This is a genomic window from Pseudomonas sp. Xaverov 83, assembly GCF_019352905.1.
GTDB lineage: Bacteria > Pseudomonadota > Gammaproteobacteria > Pseudomonadales > Pseudomonadaceae > Aquipseudomonas > Aquipseudomonas yamanorum.
Genome location: NZ_JAAAFU010000043.1, coordinates 1 through 15,548, shown reverse-complemented (window position 1 = coordinate 15,548; position 15,548 = coordinate 1). Strand labels below are relative to the sequence as shown.

The 15,548-nt window shown below is 60.5% G+C and carries 17 protein-coding genes and 1 pseudogene; 14 read left to right on the top strand and 4 right to left on the bottom strand.

Annotation, left to right across the window (positions count from 1 at the left end):
• Positions 1-276 precede the first annotated feature (276 nt).
• Positions 277-579, bottom strand: a complete 303-nt coding sequence (locus tag K0H47_RS15015) for a DUF2288 domain-containing protein (protein ID WP_017479356.1) — start codon at positions 577-579, stop codon at positions 277-279.
• A 341-nt stretch (positions 580-920) separates the two neighbouring features.
• Between K0H47_RS15015 and K0H47_RS15010 the strand changes: the two genes are divergently transcribed.
• From K0H47_RS15010 to K0H47_RS14965, 10 genes are all read left to right on the top strand, one after another.
• On the top strand, positions 921-2,048 hold the full coding sequence (locus K0H47_RS15010; RefSeq protein WP_003211654.1) for a branched-chain amino acid ABC transporter substrate-binding protein: 1,128 nt from the start codon (positions 921-923) through the stop codon (positions 2,046-2,048).
• Positions 2,049-2,093: 45 nt separating this feature from the next.
• Complete coding sequence (locus K0H47_RS15005; RefSeq protein WP_003211657.1) at positions 2,094-2,276, top strand: hypothetical protein; 183 nt, start codon at positions 2,094-2,096, stop codon at positions 2,274-2,276.
• Complete coding sequence (gene livH / locus K0H47_RS15000; protein ID WP_017137212.1) at positions 2,276-3,199, top strand: high-affinity branched-chain amino acid ABC transporter permease LivH; 924 nt, start codon at positions 2,276-2,278, stop codon at positions 3,197-3,199. The genes K0H47_RS15005 and livH overlap by 1 nt, the downstream gene beginning before the upstream one ends.
• Positions 3,196-4,449 (top strand): high-affinity branched-chain amino acid ABC transporter permease LivM, encoded by a 1,254-nt coding sequence (locus tag K0H47_RS14995; protein WP_017479359.1) that lies wholly within the window; start codon positions 3,196-3,198, stop codon positions 4,447-4,449. Before livH ends, K0H47_RS14995 begins: the two co-directional genes overlap by 4 nt.
• The gene (gene livG / locus K0H47_RS14990) at positions 4,446-5,213 is read left to right on the top strand and encodes a high-affinity branched-chain amino acid ABC transporter ATP-binding protein LivG (RefSeq protein ID WP_063032815.1); all 768 of its coding nucleotides are present in this window, start codon (positions 4,446-4,448) and stop codon (positions 5,211-5,213) included. Before K0H47_RS14995 ends, livG begins: the two co-directional genes overlap by 4 nt.
• Before the next feature lies 1 nt (position 5,214).
• Entirely contained in the window at positions 5,215-5,916 is a 702-nt protein-coding gene (locus K0H47_RS14985; RefSeq protein WP_003211664.1) for an ABC transporter ATP-binding protein, read from the top strand.
• 234 nt (positions 5,917-6,150) lie between these two features.
• A complete protein-coding gene (locus tag K0H47_RS14980; RefSeq protein WP_093200990.1) occupies positions 6,151-6,456 on the top strand; it encodes a DUF2282 domain-containing protein in 306 nt (101 codons plus the stop codon).
• A gap of 26 nt (positions 6,457-6,482) precedes the next feature.
• Positions 6,483-7,358, top strand: coding sequence for a DUF692 domain-containing protein (locus K0H47_RS14975; RefSeq protein WP_219273089.1), 876 nt, complete (start codon positions 6,483-6,485; stop codon positions 7,356-7,358).
• Positions 7,355-8,131 (top strand): DUF2063 domain-containing protein, encoded by a 777-nt coding sequence (locus K0H47_RS14970; RefSeq protein WP_219273087.1) that lies wholly within the window; start codon positions 7,355-7,357, stop codon positions 8,129-8,131. The genes K0H47_RS14975 and K0H47_RS14970 overlap by 4 nt, the downstream gene beginning before the upstream one ends.
• On the top strand, positions 8,128-8,613 hold the full coding sequence (locus K0H47_RS14965; protein ID WP_063032823.1) for a DoxX family protein: 486 nt from the start codon (positions 8,128-8,130) through the stop codon (positions 8,611-8,613). Before K0H47_RS14970 ends, K0H47_RS14965 begins: the two co-directional genes overlap by 4 nt.
• On the opposite strand, the gene K0H47_RS14960 is transcribed toward K0H47_RS14965, so the two are convergent.
• Positions 8,610-9,518 carry a LysR family transcriptional regulator gene (locus K0H47_RS14960; RefSeq protein ID WP_219273085.1) on the bottom strand — a complete coding sequence of 303 codons (909 nt, stop codon included), beginning with the start codon at positions 9,516-9,518 and terminating at the stop codon, positions 8,610-8,612. The two genes, K0H47_RS14965 and K0H47_RS14960, sit on opposite strands and share 4 nt — an antisense overlap.
• 104 nt (positions 9,519-9,622) lie before the next feature.
• Here K0H47_RS14960 and K0H47_RS14955 point away from each other — a divergent pair, with 104 nt between their 5' ends.
• From K0H47_RS14955 to K0H47_RS14945, 3 genes are all read left to right on the top strand, one after another.
• Entirely contained in the window at positions 9,623-10,222 is a 600-nt protein-coding gene (locus K0H47_RS14955) for a short chain dehydrogenase (protein ID WP_017479367.1), read from the top strand.
• Positions 10,223-10,296: 74 nt separating this feature from the next.
• Entirely contained in the window at positions 10,297-10,968 is a 672-nt protein-coding gene (locus K0H47_RS14950; protein ID WP_177027532.1) for a COG3650 family protein, read from the top strand.
• Positions 10,969-11,075: 107 nt separating this feature from the next.
• Positions 11,076-12,689: an NAD(P)/FAD-dependent oxidoreductase gene (locus K0H47_RS14945; protein WP_219273083.1), complete on the top strand. Its 1,614-nt coding sequence runs from the start codon at positions 11,076-11,078 to the stop codon at positions 12,687-12,689.
• A gap of 145 nt (positions 12,690-12,834) precedes the next feature.
• Here K0H47_RS14945 and K0H47_RS14940 read toward each other — a convergent pair whose 3' ends face one another.
• Complete coding sequence (locus tag K0H47_RS14940; protein ID WP_172834583.1) at positions 12,835-13,932, bottom strand: PLP-dependent cysteine synthase family protein; 1,098 nt, start codon at positions 13,930-13,932, stop codon at positions 12,835-12,837.
• Positions 13,933-14,145: 213 nt separating this feature from the next.
• Between K0H47_RS14940 and nhaA the strand changes: the two genes are divergently transcribed.
• A complete protein-coding gene (gene nhaA, locus K0H47_RS14935) occupies positions 14,146-15,333 on the top strand; it encodes a Na+/H+ antiporter NhaA (RefSeq protein ID WP_017479371.1) in 1,188 nt (395 codons plus the stop codon).
• 81 nt (positions 15,334-15,414) lie between these two features.
• Here the strand turns inward: nhaA and K0H47_RS31125 are convergent.
• A pseudogene (locus tag K0H47_RS31125) lies at positions 15,415-15,548 on the bottom strand (hypothetical protein); the annotation flags it as partial.

Below are 15,548 nucleotides of genomic sequence, written 5' to 3'. Positions count from 1 at the left end.
TTTTGGTTACTTTTGGGGCGTTTGCCAAAAGTGACCCGCTGTAAGAGCGGAACCATAAGCAGCCGTTACCGCAGAAATGGATATGTACCCCCTTCCCACTCACACAAAGAAACAATTCCCCCAGCATTCCGCCGCTACCAAAACTGTTCCCATGACGCGCACGTAACCCCCGCCTGTGACCTTTCTCTACGGCAACATGCCATCACCGCGAATGCAGTTACCCGCCTACACACTTAAACCCAGAAAAATCACGCACCATTTTCGCGCAGTCATTTCCTACGCCGCCCTTTCCTGGATCAGAATCCACGGCGAAACCACCACCGCCCACAAACTCGGGTCCCGCTCAACAAGGTCCAACGCCCGCGTCGCAGACACCTCGCCAAGACTCCCCGCAGCCAGCCAGGCAGCGACTTTCTCACGGTTGTCCTCAGCCATGCCCTCGGCGGCCTCGATCAAATCCAGCCCGGCATCGACCCACAATAGGGCACCCTTGGCAAAGAACGGCTCAAGCTCCTTCCAGGAAATTTCCGCGGTTTCACCAAGCAGCTTGGCATAGAGGGTGCTAGGTTCTTGCGTCATGGGAGTTCACCTGAAGAAAAAATCGGCGCAATCATACCGTCGAGCTCCAGGCAGAAAAACCCAGTTGCAAATGAGGCACCGAACGAAAGTGTCAGGAAAGCCAAGGATTGCCCGGAACTCTGGCATCACCCCCGCCGCAATTCTGTCTTTTTCTTTCATTTAAGCGACATACCCGGGTTTTGCCCCCAGCAGCCAGCTTTTCAAGCGATCAACCGGCGCTCTACACTGTACCGGTACAGTTGCCAGGCCGCTGCCGGGGGATATCCGAGATATCTGATCCGGTTCTGCAGCTCACAAGGCCGCTAGAACTATAAAAAATACAACAGTAAGAGTGGAGCACTATGAATAAGGCTACTAAGCAGATTTCCAAACTGTTTGCCGCTATGGTCCTGGCCGGGGTTGCCAGCCATTCGTTCGCAGCTGACACCATCAAGATCGGTATTGCCGGCCCTAAAACCGGCCCTGTGACCCAGTACGGCGACATGCAGTTCATGGGTGCCAAGCAGGCCATCGCCGACATCAACGCCAAGGGCGGCGTAGATGGCAAAATGCTCGAAGCCAAAGAATACGACGACGCTTGCGATCCAAAACAAGCCGTGGCCGTAGCCAACAAAGTGGTCAACGACGGCGTCAAGTTCGTGGTTGGTCACCTTTGCTCCAGCTCCACTCAGCCAGCATCCGACATCTACGAAGACGAAGGCGTGATCATGATCACCCCGGCTGCCACCAGCCCGGAAATCACGTCCCGTGGCTACAAGCTGGTCTTCCGTACCATCGGCCTGGACAGCGCCCAAGGCCCAGCCGCCGGTAACTACATCGCCGACCACGTGAAGCCGAAAGTCGTAGCCGTTATCCACGACAAGCAGCAGTACGGTGAAGGCATCGCCACCGCCGTCAAGCAGACCCTGGAGAAGAAAGGCGTGAAAGTTGCCCTCTTCGAAGGCATCAACGCTGGCGACAAAGACTTCGGTTCGCTGATTCAGAAGCTCAAGCAAGCCAACGTCGACTTCGTCTACTACGGCGGCTACCACCCGGAGCTGGGCCTGATCCTGCGCCAAGCCAAGGAAAAAGGCGTGAACGCCAAGTTCATGGGCCCTGAAGGCGTCGGCAACGACTCCATCTCGCAAATCGCCCAGGGCGCTTCCGAAGGCCTGCTGGTCACCCTGCCGAAGTCTTTCGACACCGATCCTGCCAACAAGGCAATCGTTGAAGAGTTCACCAAGAACAAGCAGGACCCAACCGGTCCGTTCGTGTTCCCGGCCTACTCGGCTGTTGAAGTAATCGCCGGCGGTATCGCTGCCGCGAAGAGCGAAGACACCGCCAAAGTGGCTGCTGCCATCCACGCCGGTACCTTCAAGACCCCGACCGGCGACCTGAGCTTCGACGCCAAGGGCGACCTGAAGGACTTCAAGTTCGTGGTCTACGAATGGCACTTCGGCAAACCAAAAACCGAAGTTTCCCCTCAGTAAGCCAGGCGTTACTGGTCAACAAGCCCACTGTGCAAGCAGTGGGCTTTGTTTTACGAGGTTTATGGGCCTGTCACCCGCGATCCGGGCGCTGGCTCACCTGAAAATCTTAAAACCGTCACCAGCGGTTCGCTGGCAAACGCTTTGTGCAACCTGATCACAGAACAGGGCACCGAGCCGGAAATTGACTCCACCAGTGAAATGCGTATCGGGTTTTTAGGAGCGCTGTAATGCCTGAGATCTATCATTTTTTCCAAACGCTGGTTAACGGCATGACCGTTGGCAGCACCTATGCCTTGATAGCCATTGGCTACACAATGGTTTACGGCATCATTGGAATGATTAACTTCGCCCATGGCGAGGTGTACATGATTGGTTCCTACGTGGCCTTCATCGCCCTTGCCGGGCTGGCCATGCTGGGTATCCACTCCCTGCCGCTGTTGATGACCGCTGCGTTCCTGGCGTCCATCGTCGTAACCAGTGCCTATGGATACAGTATCGAACGCGTTGCGTACCGCCCCTTGCGTGGCAGCAACCGCTTGATCCCGCTGATCTCTGCGATCGGCATGTCGATTTTCCTGCAGAACACCGTATTGCTGTCCCAGGATTCCAAGGACAAATCCATTCCCAACCTGATCCCGGGGAGCTTCTCCTTCGGCCCAGGTGGCGCACAAGAAGTGCTGATTTCCTACATGCAGGTCCTGGTCTTCGTCGTCACCCTGGTGGCAATGCTCGGCCTGACCCTGTTCATCTCTCGCTCCCGTCTGGGGCGTGCCTGCCGGGCCTGCGCCGAAGACATCAAGATGGCCAACCTGTTGGGCATCAACACCAACAACATCATCGCCCTGACCTTCGTCATCGGTGCCGCACTGGCGGCCATCGCCGCTGTATTGCTGAGCATGCAGTATGGCGTGATCAACCCCAACGCCGGTTTCCTGGTGGGCCTCAAGGCCTTCACCGCAGCGGTATTGGGCGGCATCGGCAGCATTCCGGGTGCGATGCTCGGCGGGCTGGTGCTGGGGGTGGCTGAAGCCTTTGGCGCCGATGTGTTCGGCGACCAGTACAAGGACGTGGTGGCATTCGGTCTATTGGTTCTGGTGCTGTTGTTCCGGCCGACCGGCATTCTGGGCCGTCCGGAGGTTGAGAAAGTATGAGCAGATATCTTAAATCGGCGTTTTTCAGCGCCTTGCTGGTGTGGGCCGTGGCCTTTCCGGTACTCGGCCTCAAGCTGAGCATTGTCGGGATCAACCTCGAAGTGCATGGCACCGGTCCCGTGACATTGACCATCATTGCCCTGTGCTCGGTGTTGATGTTCCTGCGCGTGCTGTTTACCCAGCAGGTCGGTGCACTCCTCAAGTCCAACCGTGGCCCGTTGGTTTCGCCCAAGGTCAGTCAGTTCCTGACCCTGCCGCGCACCCAGCGCTACATCATCATCGGCCTGATCGTGGCCGCGTTGATCTGGCCGTTCTTCGGTTCCCGTGGCGCGGTGGACATCGCGACGCTGATCCTGATCTACGTGTTGCTGGGCCTGGGCCTGAACATCGTGGTGGGTCTCGCCGGCCTGCTCGACCTGGGCTATGTGGGCTTCTACGCAGTGGGTGCCTACACCTACGCGTTGCTCTCGCACTACCTGGGCTGGGGCTTCTGGATCTGCCTGCCACTGGCCGGCATGGCGGCGGCCACATTTGGCTTCCTGCTGGGCTTCCCGGTACTGCGCTTGCGCGGTGACTATCTGGCGATCGTGACCCTGGGCTTCGGGGAAATCATCCGTCTGTTCCTGCGTAACCTCACCGATATCACCGGCGGCCCCAACGGCATCAGCAGCATCCCCAAGCCGACGTTCTTCGGGTTGTCGTTCGACCGCACCGCGGCCGAAGGCGTGCAGACTTTCCACGAGTACTTCGGGATCGACTACAACCCGGTCAGCAAAGTGGTGTTCCTGTACCTGGTGGCCCTGCTGCTGGCACTGGCGGCGCTGTTCGTGATCAACCGCCTGCTGCGCATGCCGATCGGCCGCGCGTGGGAAGCGCTGCGCGAAGATGAAATCGCCTGCCGTGCACTAGGCATGAACCCGACCGTCATCAAGCTTTCGGCATTCACCCTCGGGGCAACCTTCGCCGGTTTTGCTGGCAGCTTCTTCGCCGCTCGCCAGGGCCTGGTGACACCGGAGTCGTTCACCTTCATCGAGTCGGCGATCATCCTCGCCATCGTGGTACTGGGTGGCATGGGCTCGCAGCTGGGCGTGATCCTCGCGGCGATCGTGATGATCCTGCTGCCGGAAATGATGCGTGAGTTCAGCGAATACCGCATGTTGATGTTCGGCGCCATGATGGTGCTGATGATGATCTGGCGTCCTCAAGGCCTGCTGCCCATGCAACGTCCACACATGGAGCTGCGCAAATGAGCCGCGAGATCCTGAAAGTCGAAAATTTGAGCATGCGCTTCGGCGGTTTGCTCGCGGTCAACGGCGTGGCCCTGACCGTACAAGAGAAGCAGGTTGTGGCTCTTATCGGCCCCAACGGCGCCGGCAAGACCACGGTGTTCAACTGCCTGACCGGGTTCTACAAGCCGGCTGGCGGCACCATCCTGCTGGATGGCCAGCCGATTCAGGGCCTGGCCGGTCACGAGATTGCCCGCAAGGGCGTGGTGCGAACCTTCCAGAACGTGCGGCTGTTCAAGGACATGACAGCGGTCGAGAACCTCTTGATCGCCCAGCACCGTCACCTGAACACCAACTTCTTTGCCGGCCTGTTCAAGACTCCGTCGTTCCGCAAGAGCGAGCGCGAGGCCATGGAATATGCAGCGTACTGGCTGGACAAGGTCAACCTCACCGAGTTTGCCAACCGTCCTGCCGGTACCCTGGCCTACGGTCAGCAACGTCGCCTGGAAATCGCCCGCTGCATGATGACCCGTCCGCGGATCCTCATGCTCGACGAACCGGCCGCCGGCCTGAACCCCAAGGAAACCGAAGACCTCAAGGCGCTGATCAGCGTGCTGCGTGAAGAAAACAACGCCACCGTGCTGCTGATTGAACACGACATGAAACTGGTCATGAGCATCTCCGACCATATCGTGGTGATCAACCAGGGCACGCCACTGGCCGACGGTACGCCGGAGCAGATCCGTGACAACCCGGCCGTGATCAAAGCCTATTTGGGGGAAGCGTAAAATGCTGCAATTCGAAAACGTTTCCACTTTCTACGGCAAGATCCAGGCACTGCACAGCGTCAACGTCGAAGTGCGCCAGGGCGAAATCGTCACCCTGATCGGGGCCAACGGTGCCGGTAAATCCACGCTGCTGATGACCTTGTGCGGTTCGCCCCAGGCCCACAGCGGCAGCATCCGCTACATGGGTGAGGAACTGGTGGGCCAGGCTTCCTCGGAGATCATGCGCAAGAGCATTGCCGTGGTTCCGGAAGGCCGCCGGGTATTTGCCCGCCTGACCGTGGAAGAGAACCTCGCCATGGGCGGGTTCTTTACCGACAAGGGCGATTACCAGGAGCAGATGGACAAGGTGCTGCACCTGTTCCCGCGGCTCAAGGAACGCTTCAGCCAGCGCGGCGGCACCATGTCCGGCGGCGAACAGCAAATGCTCGCCATCGGCCGCGCGCTGATGAGCAAGCCCAAGCTGTTGCTTCTGGACGAACCGTCCCTGGGACTGGCACCGATCATCATCCAGCAGATCTTCGACATCATCGAACAGCTGCGCAAGGACGGTGTGACGGTGTTCCTGGTGGAGCAGAACGCCAACCAGGCACTGAAGATTGCCGACCGTGCCTATGTGCTGGAAAACGGCCGCGTGGTGATGCAGGGCAGCGGCGAACAACTGCTGACCGATCCGAAAGTACGTGAGGCTTATTTGGGCGGTTGATGCCGTCTGGAAGTAGAAGCCGGCCTCTGTGGGAGCTGGCTTGCCTGCGATAGCATCGCCTCGGTGGAACTGAAACACCGAGGCGTCAGCATCGCAGGCAAGCCAGCTCCCACATTTGTTTTGCGAAACCTGAAATTATTTTCCCCTGGTTTGTAACGAATCCCTTCCCCCTATCTCTAGTGGTGTAAGCAGGCAACTACGCTTGCCAACCCAACCCACTGCTGGAGATACACCATGACTACCAAAACCCGCTCGCTGTCCGCTGCCACCCTCGTCCTGGCCCTGGGTTCGGCCCTGAGCCTGTCCGCCCTGACCACCACCGCCCACGCCGCCGATGACATGCAGAAATGCTTCGGTGTAGCCGAAGCCGGCAAGAACGATTGCGCTGCAGGCGCCGGCACTTCCTGCGCGGGCACCTCGAAGGTCAAGGATCAGGCCAACGCCTGGAAACTGGTCCCGGCCGGTACCTGCCTGAAAACCCCAAGCACCACCTCGCCAACCGGCTTCGGCCAGGAAGCTACCTTCACCGCCAAGTCCTGAAACCCTGCACAGCCTGAGTACTGACGATGACGCTCTCATTCACCCACTCCATCTCCCAGGCTCAGGCGCCCGGCCTCCCCCGTCGGGCCGGGCTGGGGCTCAAGAACGAGCACTTCAGTGAAGTGCTCGATACTTCCCCCGACATCGGTTTTTTTGAAGTCCACGCCGAAAACTACATGGTGGCCGGCGGGCCTTTCCATCACTACCTGGGCTTGATCCGCGAACAGTACCCGCTGTCGCTGCACGGCGTAGGCCTGTCCATTGGCGGCGAAGGTCCGCTGAACGACGAGCACCTGGCGCGCTTGGCCACGCTGATCGAACGCTATAAACCCCACTCCTTTTCCGAACACCTGGCCTGGTCCAGCCACGGCCCGGTGTTTCTCAATGATCTGCTGCCGCTGGCGTATGACGATGAAACCCTGAAGCGGGTGTGCGAACACATCGACCAGGTACAAACCCGCCTGCAGCGGCCCATGCTGCTGGAGAACCCGTCGACCTATCTGCAATTCCAGTGCTCCACCCTGGAAGAGACCGACTTCATCAGCGAAGCGATTCGCCGCACCGGCTGTGGGCTGCTGCTGGACGTGAATAATGTGTATGTGTCGTGCATCAACCATCAGCAAGACCCGCTGAAGTACATCGAGGCCTTGCCGTTGCACGCCGTGGGCGAGATTCATCTGGCAGGGTTTGCCGAAGACACCGACAGCCTCGGCGACCGTTTGCTGATTGACGATCACGGCGCCCCCATCGACAACGCGGTGTGGCAGCTCTACCAGCACGTGCTCAGCCGCACCGGGCCGGTCGCCACGCTGATCGAACGCGACAACCAGGTGCCGGCGTTCAGCGTGCTGCATGCTGAAGCGCGCCAAGCCGACCGGTTTCTGCTGGAGGCGCGCGCATGAGCCGCCAGGACGTGTTTACCCGCGCCTTGCTGTCCCCCGAGGAAAGCTGCCCCGAAGGTTTGTTCAGCCGTAACGGCGCCGATCCGGCCAGTCGTTTTGCGGTGTACCGCAACAATGCCCACAGCTCACTGATCAACGCCCTGGCCGCCGGCTACCCGGTCACTCTGCAACTGGTGGGCGATGAGTTTTTTCGGGCGATGGCCGGTGTGTATGTCCAGGATTTCCCACCGACCAGTCCACTGATCAATGAGTACGGCGGCGACCTGGCTGACTTTATCCAGGGCTTCGCCCCCGCCGCCAGCGTGCCATATCTAGCCGACGTGGCGCGCCTGGAGCGATTGCGGGTCAGGGCCTACCACGCGGCGGACGCACTGCAACTGGATCAGCAGGAAATCATCGCCGCCCTGCAACAACAGTCGGACTTGGGCGAACTGCGCCTGCAACTGCATCCGTCCCTGGCCACCCTGAACTCGGCCTACGCCGTGGTGGCTTTATGGGCGGCGCATCAGACCGGCGAATCCCTCGCCACCCTCGACCCCTTCCATGCCCAAAGCGCGCTGGTGCTACGCAATGGCCTGCACGTGCAGGTATTTCACATCGACAGCGGCTCAGCGACGTTTATCAACAGCCTGAACAACGGCTGGCCATTGGAAATGGCCGTGGCCTACGCCCTCGATGCGGCCGCCGAATTTGACCTGCACCAATGCCTGGCCCTGCTGATCGGTCACGGCGCCATCACCCACTTGCACACAGAACCCAAGGTATCGCCATGAACACCACCGCTCCCGGGCTGATCCAACGGATCATCCAGTGCTTCGAGAAAATCCCCTACAGCCTGATCGCCTTTGTCGCACGCTTCTCTATCGCAGCGGTGTTCTGGAAATCCGGCCAGACCAAAGTGGAAGGCCTCGCCGTGGACCTGATCGGCGGTACCTTCCAACTGGGCTGGCCGCACTTGGCGCCGTCCACCCTGCCGCTGTTTCGCAGCGAATACCACGTGCCGCTGCTGTCTGCGGAAGTGGCGGCGCACATGGCTGCGTTCGCCGAGCATTTCTTCCCGGTGCTGATCCTCGTGGGGTTTGCCACGCGGTTCTCGGCGCTGGCTCTACTGGGCATGACCCTGACCATCCAGCTGTTCGTCTACCCGGACGCCTACCCTACCCACGGCACCTGGATCGCACTGTTGTTGCTGTTGATGGCCAAGGGGCCGGGCTGCTTCTCCATCGATCACCTGATTGCCCGGCGCTACCGCTAGAGGCGATCCAGGGCCTCGCCGCTGCGCTTGAACCAGCCCACCAGATAATCCGCGAGTACCTGAGTACGGCGCGGCAGGCCACCCTGATAGGGATGGACCAAGTACATCGGCATGCTGCGGGTCTGATAATCCCGCAGGAGCCAGCGCAAGCGCCCCTCAGCCAATTCCGTGTGCAACACATAAGAGGGCAGACGCGCGATGCCCGCCCCCACCAGCGCCGCCTTCTTCAACAAGTTGTAATGGTTGGAGGCAAAGGTCCCGGATACGCGAACCCGCAGCAGCTCATGCTGTTGGTGATACAGCCACTCTTCACGGCCGCTGTAGTGGCTGTTCAGCAAGCAGTTGTGGCCCACCAGTTCCGCCGGTGTCAGCGGCTCGCCGTGCTGTTCCAGATAGGCCGGGCTGGCGCAGGTCATCTCGTGCCAGGCCAGCAGCGGCTTGGCCACCAGTCGCTCGTCGTTGGCGACTTCCGAGCGTACCGCCAGGTCAAAGCCGTCCCGCGCCAGGTCTCGATACTGGTTGTTGAGCTCCAGTTCGATCTGCACCTGCGGGTACTCCCGGGAAAACTCCAGCAGCAAACCATCGAAGAAGGTTTCGCCCAAGGAAACCGGAACCGTCATACGCACCGGGCCGACCAGGTCGTCCTTGAGCCTGGCCAGTGCCTGACGTGCCCGTTCCACCTGAACCACCAACGCCTGGGCCTGCGGCAACAGTGCCACCCCCGCTGCCGTCAGGCTCAAACGACGCGTGGTTCGATGCAACAACACCACCGAAAACTGCGCTTCCAGCTGGCTGATGCGCTTGGACAGTTGCCCCTTGCTGCAGCCCAACTGCTGAGCCGCCAGGGTAAAGCTGCCCGCTTCGATCAACACCGCAAACGCCACCAAGTCATCCATTTCGCTCATGGATTGTTTCCATTTGAAAACCAAAGGTTGCCTATTAGTGCACTTATCCGCGCAAAAAATCACTCTAGACTGAAACCTCACCTACACATCTGGAGGAAGGCACGATGAAAATCCTGTTGATTGGCGCAAGCGGCACCGTGGGTTCGGCGGTCAAGGCAGAACTGTCCCAACGGCATGAAGTGATCAGCATCGGTCGCAAGAGTGGCGAGTTCCAGGTCGACATCAGCGACAGCGCCTCGATCCGCAAACTGTTCGAACAAACCGGCAAGTTCGACGCACTGATCTGCGCCGCCGGCAGCGTCAACTTCGTGCCTCTGGGGGACATGAGCGCCAGCGATTTTGACCTGGGCCTGCAAGACAAGCTGATGGGCCAGGTGAACCTGTTGCTGATTGGCCGCGAGTTCGCCAATGACGGCGCGTCGTTCACCTTCACCAGCGGCATTCTCAACCGCGATCCGATTCGCACCGGTGCTTCGGCGGCCCTGGTCAACGGCGCGCTGGATGCATTCGTGAAAGCTGCGGCGATCGAACTGCCCCGCGGCCTGCGCATCAACTCGGTCAGCCCGACCGTGCTGCTGGAAGCCATGGGCAGCTACGCGCCGTACTTCCGTGGCTACAAACCGGCTCCAGGTGCAGACGTGGCGCTGGCCTACGCGAAAAGCGTGGAAGGTTTGCAGACCGGGCAGACGTTTATCGTCGGTTGATTCAACCTGTGTCCCGGGCTTGTGATGCATCGCCAGCCTGCGTAACGTGGCGGCACTTATCAGGAGACCCGATAATGCGTGCCGCCCGTACCCTAGCTCTGTTTGCCCTGTTGCCCCTGTTCGCCGCCTGCCAGATGTTCGAGAACGAGCCGGCCAAGCCCTCTCTCGCCGGGCTGACCCGCATGCAGGGCGAACTGACGGCGCAGGGTGACAAACTGCTGTTCCAGCCCTGCAACGACAAACGCAACTACGTGGTCAACGACACCGGCGGCACCAGCATCCTGCAGGAGGCCGCCTCCCTGGCCGGCCAGCAAGGCGCACTGTTTGCCGACCTGCGTGGCAAGTTCTCCGGCGTCGCCAGCGGCACCCAGGGCACGGTGGACCTGCAACAGGTGTACCGCGTCGAACGCTCGACCTCGGCCTGCGATGATCCGGATTTCAAGCGCATGATCCTGCGGGCCAACGGCCACAAGCCGGCCTGGGCGATGAACGTTACCGCCAAGGGCATGGTGCTGGAGCGTGAAGGCCAGCCGCCATTGGCCGTGCCGTATGTGGAAGAACAATCGGGCGACGGACGGTTCAACCTGATGACCGAAGCCAATAACCAGCACATCGAACTCTGGGTGGCCCCGCAACGCTGTGTCGACAGCGTCAGCGGCAGCCTGCAGCACATGTCCGCCGAGCTTCGGGTCAACGGCCAGGTGCAACGCGGTTGCGCGTCGTTCGGCGGCTCGCGGGACGACTGATTGTCCGCTGCGCTGTTTTAACATGACGGGAAACCGCTGTTGGGGCTTATAATCGCCGGTTTGCAAAACAGCCGGCCTCTTTGCCCGCCGCCTACCGGATTCCTGTCATGTTACGAATCACCGAACTCAAGCTGCCCATCGACCATCCCGAAGAAGACCTGCGGCCTGCCATTGTGCAGCGCCTGGGCATCGCCAGTGATGACCTGCTCGATTTCACCCTGTTCAAACGCAGCTACGACGCCCGCAAGAAATCGTCGGAGCTGTGCTTCATCTACACCATCGACCTGGAAGTCAAAGGCGAGGCGGCCCTGATGCTCAAGTTCGCCGACGACCGCAACGTCAACCCGGCACCGGACATCAGCTACAAGGTCGTGGGCCATGCGCCGGAAGGCCTGACTGAGCGGCCGATCGTCGTCGGTTTTGGCCCGTGCGGGATCTTCGCCGGACTGTTGCTGGCGCAGATGGGCTTCAAGCCGATCATCCTCGAACGCGGCCGCGAAGTGCGCCAGCGCACCAAGGACACCTGGGGCCTGTGGCGCAAAAACGTTCTGAACCCCGAATCCAACGTGCAGTTTGGTGAAGGCGGCGCCGGGACCTTCTCCGACGGCAAGCTCTACAGCCAGATCAAGGACCCGAAATTCCACGGCCGCAAGGTGCTGCACGAGTTCGTCAAGGCCGGCGCGCCGGACGAAATCCTCTACGTCAGCAAGCCGCACATCGGTACCTTCCGCCTGACCGGCGTGGTGGAGAACATGCGCCAGCAGATCATCGCCCTGGGCGGTGAAGTGCGCTTTGAGCAGCGGGTGACCGACGTGCTGATCGAAGACGGTCAGTTGAATGGCGTGGTGGTGGATGGCGGCGAACAGATCCTGTCGAAACACGTGATCCTCGCCCTCGGCCACAGCGCCCGTGACACCTTCCGCATGCTGCATGGCCGTGGCGTGTACATGGAAGCCAAGCCGTTCTCGGTGGGTTTCCGGATCGAACACCCGCAGTCACTGATCGACGCCGCGCGCCTGGGCAAGTACGCCGGGCACCCGAAACTCGGCGCTGCTGATTACAAACTGGTGCACCATGCCAAGAACGGCCGTTCGGTGTACAGCTTCTGCATGTGCCCGGGCGGCACCGTGGTCGCGGCGACATCAGAGCCGAATCGCGTAGTGACCAACGGCATGAGCCAATACTCGCGCAACGAACGCAACGCCAACTCCGGGATCGTGGTGGGCATCACCCCGGAAGTGGATTACCCGGGCGGCCCGCTGGCCGGGATCGAGTTGCAGGAGCGCCTGGAATCCCACGCGTTCATCCTCGGCGGCAGCAACTACGAAGCACCGGCGCAACTGGTGGGTGATTTCATTGCGGGCAAGCCGTCCACCGCCATCGGCACCGTGGAACCGTCCTATAAGCCCGGCGTGGCCTGGGGTGACCTGGCCCTGGCGCTGCCGGACTTTGCCATCGAAGCCATCCGCGAAGCACTGCCGGCGTTCGAGAAGCAGATCAAGGGTTACTCGCTGCACGACGCGGTGCTGACCGGGATCGAGACCCGCACTTCATCGCCGCTGCGGATTACCCGTAACGAATCGATGCAGAGCCTGAACGTGAAAGGCCTGTTCCCGGCGGGCGAAGGTGCCGGTTATGCCGGTGGTATTTTGTCGGCGGGTGTCGACGGGATTCGGATTGCCGAGGCGTTGGCGCGGGATATGTTGGGCCTGGAGGCTTAACACCTCTTCCGCAAACGACGCGGATCAAATGTGGGAGCCGGGCTTGCCCGCGATGGCGGTGTGTCATTCAACAGTGATGTTGCCTGATGTATCGCCATCGCGGGCAAGCCCGGCTCCCACATTGTCTTGTGTGGTATGGAAGATTTTAGATATTGGCGCGCAGGATGCTTTCCGGCAACGGTTGCCCCCGCTCAACACTCGCCGCAACGGCCGCAATCAACCCCTCCAACTCGTACCCCTGCCCTGCCAGCCAGGCCTGATCGTAGTAGGTCGTGGCATAGCGCTCCCCACCGTCGCACAAGATCGCCACGATCGAGCCCGACTCTCCCGCCGCTTTCATCTGCTGCGCCGCGATCAACGCGCCGATCAGGTTGGTGCCGCTGGACCCACCCACTCGCCGCCCCAAGCGCTGCGCCAGGTAATGCATGGCCGCCAGGGACAGCGCGTCCGGCACCTTGACCATCGCATCAATCACCTTGGGCAAGAACGACGCCTCAACCCGAGGCCGGCCAATACCTTCAATGCGTGAACCACACTCCAAACGCAGGCTCGCATCGCCGCTCAGGTAGTAATCAAAAAACACCGAACGCTCCGCGTCCGCGCACAACACCCGGGTGCAGTGCTGGCGATAACGCACATAACGCCCCAACGTCGCCGTTGTGCCACCCGTGCCTGGGCTGGAAATCAGCCAACTCGGCTCCGGGTAACGCTCAAAGCGCAGTTGCTGGAAGATCGATTCGGCAATGTTGTTGTTCGCCCGCCAGTCGGTGGCGCGTTCGGCGTAGGTGAACTGGTCCATGAAGTGACCGCCGCTTTCCTGCGCCAGTCGCTCGGACTCGGCGTAGATCTGCGTCGGATCCTGTACCAGATGGCTCTTGCCACCATAGAACGCGATCTGCGCAATCTTTTCCTGGGAGGTGGTAGCCGGCATTACCGCAATAAACGGCAAGCCCAGCAGCCGGGCGAAGTACGCTTCGGAAATCGCCGTGGAGCCGCTGGACGCCTCGATCACCGGTGCGCCGGGCTTGAGCCAGCCGTTACACAACGCATAGAGGAACAACGAGCGCGCCAACCGATGTTTCAGGCTGCCGGTGGGATGGCTGGACTCATCCTTGAAATACAACTCGATATCCGGCAAACCCGGCAACGGCAAGGGGATCAGGTGGGTGTCGGCACTGCGCTGGAAGTCCGCTTCAATAATACGAATGGCTTCGCGGGCCCATTGGCGGTTGTCGCTCATGATCGGTTTCTCTAAGGATTTCAGACTAGATCTTAGGATGTTTCCTACACTCCACACAGATACAGTCATGACTCAATTGGACACACAATTTCCGGGGTTTGGCGCGCAAGTGTTGAGACCGATCCCTTATAACAAATAAGAATATAACTTTTGTTTTAACAACTAACCGTACGGGTTAGGGTACCCACCTATTGAACTTTGATTGGAGAGCATCCCTTGCCTCTGCGTAGCACTTTCACCCGTTTCTTCCAGCTGGAAGCCGCCAGCGGTCTGCTCCTGATCGCTGCCGCCGCCCTGGCATTAATCATCAACAACTCACCGCTGTCGCACCTTTACGCGAGTTTTCTCGACGTCCCGGTGGTCGCACAAATCGGCGCGCTGAAAATCGCCAAGCCGGCGCTGCTGTGGATCAACGACGGCCTGATGGCCCTGTTCTTCCTGCTGATCGGCCTTGAAGTAAAACGCGAGTTGCTCGACGGCCAACTCTCCAAACCTTCGCAAGTGGTGCTGCCCGGCGCAGCAGCCATCGGCGGCATGGTTGTGCCGGCGTTGATCTACTGGGCGCTGAACAAGGACAACCCGGCAGCCCTCGGCGGCTGGGCGATTCCCATGGCCACCGACATTGCCTTCGCCCTCGGCGTATTGGCCTTGCTGGGCAAGCGCGTGCCGGTGTCGCTGAAGTTGTTCCTGATGACCCTGGCCATCATCGACGACCTTGGCGCAATCATCGTCATCGCCATCTTCTACTCCACCGACCTGTCCGGGGCCTCATTGGCCGGCGCAGCAGCGTGCCTGATCGCCTTGATTGCGATGAACCGGCTCGGTGTCGTCAAGCTGGGCCCGTACATGATTGTCGGGCTGATCCTGTGGGTCTGCGTGCTCAAGAGTGGCGTGCACGCGACCCTGGCGGGCGTGACATTGGCGTTCTGCATCCCGCTGCGCACCAAAAACGCCGAACCTTCGCCACTGCTGACTCTGGAACATGCACTGCACCCCTGGGTGGCCTACGCGATCCTGCCGCTGTTTGCCTTTGCCAACGCAGGGGTTTCACTGACCGGCGTCAACCTGGAAAGCTTCACCCACCACGTGCCAATGGGCATCGCCGCCGGCCTGCTGCTGGGCAAGACCGTTGGCGTGCTGGGTTTCACCTGGGTCATGGTAAAAACCGGCCTCGCCGCACTGCCCGCCGGCGCCAACTGGGGCCAGGTCCTGGGCGTGGCGATCCTGTGCGGCATCGGCTTCACCATGAGCCTGTTTGTCGGTTCTCTGGCGTTTGTGCCGGGCAGCAGTGAATACGCAGGGATGGACCGGATGGGCATCCTGACCGGATCGATATTGGCGGCGCTGATCGGGTATGCAGTGACGGCGATGGCCAGTCGCAAGCAGGCGCTCGTTCAATCCTGACCATCACGAACAATCGTTCGCCCAACAAAAAACCCCAACCGGTCACCCGGTTGGGGTTTTTCTTTTCCTGCAGCCTTACCCTTAACGAGTAACGCGGCTGGTGCCGTTCACGGTCATGATGCGAACGCGGTCGCCGATGCGGAAGACTTCGTTCGGGTCAACGGCCTGGACGTAGGCGCGCATGCTGCCGTCGTCTTCACGAACAGTGACTTCGA